Genomic DNA, 1,502 nt, shown 5'->3' on the forward strand with positions numbered 1-1,502 from the left:
CGTTGCATTCGAAAATGTCGTAACCGTAAGCAGGCGGGGGGGCGCAGCCCCCCGGACCCCCCGCTCGGGGGCGGGCCCCCGAGACCCCCGGCCCGGATCCCCGGCCGTTTGCGGAAATTGCGGGAGGGCGTGCACCCGGGCTTGCCAAGGTCGGCTGCGGACCGCCAATCTGGCCCCGACAGGGAGCGGTGATGACGGGCAAGGCAAAAGGGCGGGGCGAGAAGATCAGCCTCTGGGCGGTCGAGATGCTGGTGGCGACGGCCGAGGAAGGCGCGGTCACCGCGGCGGCGCGGCGGCTGGGGGTGTCGGCCTCGGCGGTCAGTCAGCAGATCGTGGCGCTGGAAACGGCGCTTGGGGCGGAGCTGGTCGACCGCACGGCGCGGCCCTTCGGGCTGACGGCGGCGGGCCGGGCCTTCCTGCCCCATGCCGAGGCGATGCTGGACGAGCTGGCGCGGGGCCGGGCCGGGGTCGGCCTGGCCGATCCTGCCGGTCTGCGCAGTTTCCGCCTGGGCATGATCGAGGATTTCGAAGCCGAGGTGACGCCGCTTCTGCTGGCGGGGATGGGGGCGGAGCTGACCGCCTGCCGGTTCCTGCTGGAAACCGGGCCGAGCCATCGGCTGGCGGCGCAGCTGGAGGCGCGGGCGCTTGACATGGTGGTGGCGGCCGAGATCGAGGGCGCGCAAGAGGGGCTGGAACGGCATCCGCTTCTCTCCGAACCCCTGATCGCGGTCTGGCCCGGGGGGATGGTGGGGGCCGATCTGCCGCTTCTGCACTATTCGCGTCGCACGCTGATGGGGCAGCAGATCGCGGCCTATCTGGGTCGGATCGGCGAGAGCCCCGGGCATCGCTTCGAGATCGACAGCACCCCGGCGATTCTGGCGATGGTGGCGGCGGGGCAGGGCTGGTCGATCCTGACACCCTCGGGGGTCTTGCATGGCAAGCGGGCGGGGGTGGCGCTGGCGCCGCTGACGGGGCCGGGAATGAGCCGCCGCATCGTGCTGAGCGCCCGGGCAAGCACGATGGGGGATCTTCCCGGCGCGGTGGCGCGGCGGCTGCGCGGCCTTCTGGCAGAGCGGATCGTGGCGCCTGCGCTGCTCGAAGCGCCCTGGCTTGAGGCATCGTTGCGCGTCGAATGAGTGCGCCCGCTCCCGCGGAGGCCCCGGATGGGGGGCTTTCCGCCCCCCTCTGCTCCTGCGGAGCATTCACCCCCCGAGGATATTTACGCCAAGGTGAAAGGGGAGGGCGGGCGGCGCGCCGTTGCAAAGGCGAAAACGCCCGGCTCGGGCCTCGGACACGAGGGGGAACCGGGCGTTTCACCTTGGACGGTCATCGGCGTCCCCGCCTGTACCGTAACCCCATCCTTCGCCAAACTGGTTAAGGAAAGGTTTCGCCTTTCACCTTGGTGCAAATATCCCGGGGGGTGAGCGGCGCAGCCGCGAGGGGGGCAGAGCCCCCCTTTGGGGCGCCCGCGACAGCGGGCGCAACAGTTTCAGACCAGACGG

General features: G+C 71.3%; 1 protein-coding gene. It reads left to right on the forward strand.

Going from position 1 to position 1,502, the window contains the following annotated elements:
• The first annotated feature begins 191 nt into the window (after positions 1 to 191).
• Complete coding sequence (locus FBT96_RS19965; protein WP_136909765.1) at positions 192 to 1,136, forward strand: LysR family transcriptional regulator; 945 nt, start codon at positions 192 to 194, stop codon at positions 1,134 to 1,136.
• The last annotated feature ends 366 nt before the right edge of the window (positions 1,137 to 1,502 follow it).

The organism is Rhodobacter capsulatus, from assembly GCF_005144475.1.
GTDB lineage: Bacteria > Pseudomonadota > Alphaproteobacteria > Rhodobacterales > Rhodobacteraceae > Rhodobacter > Rhodobacter capsulatus_C.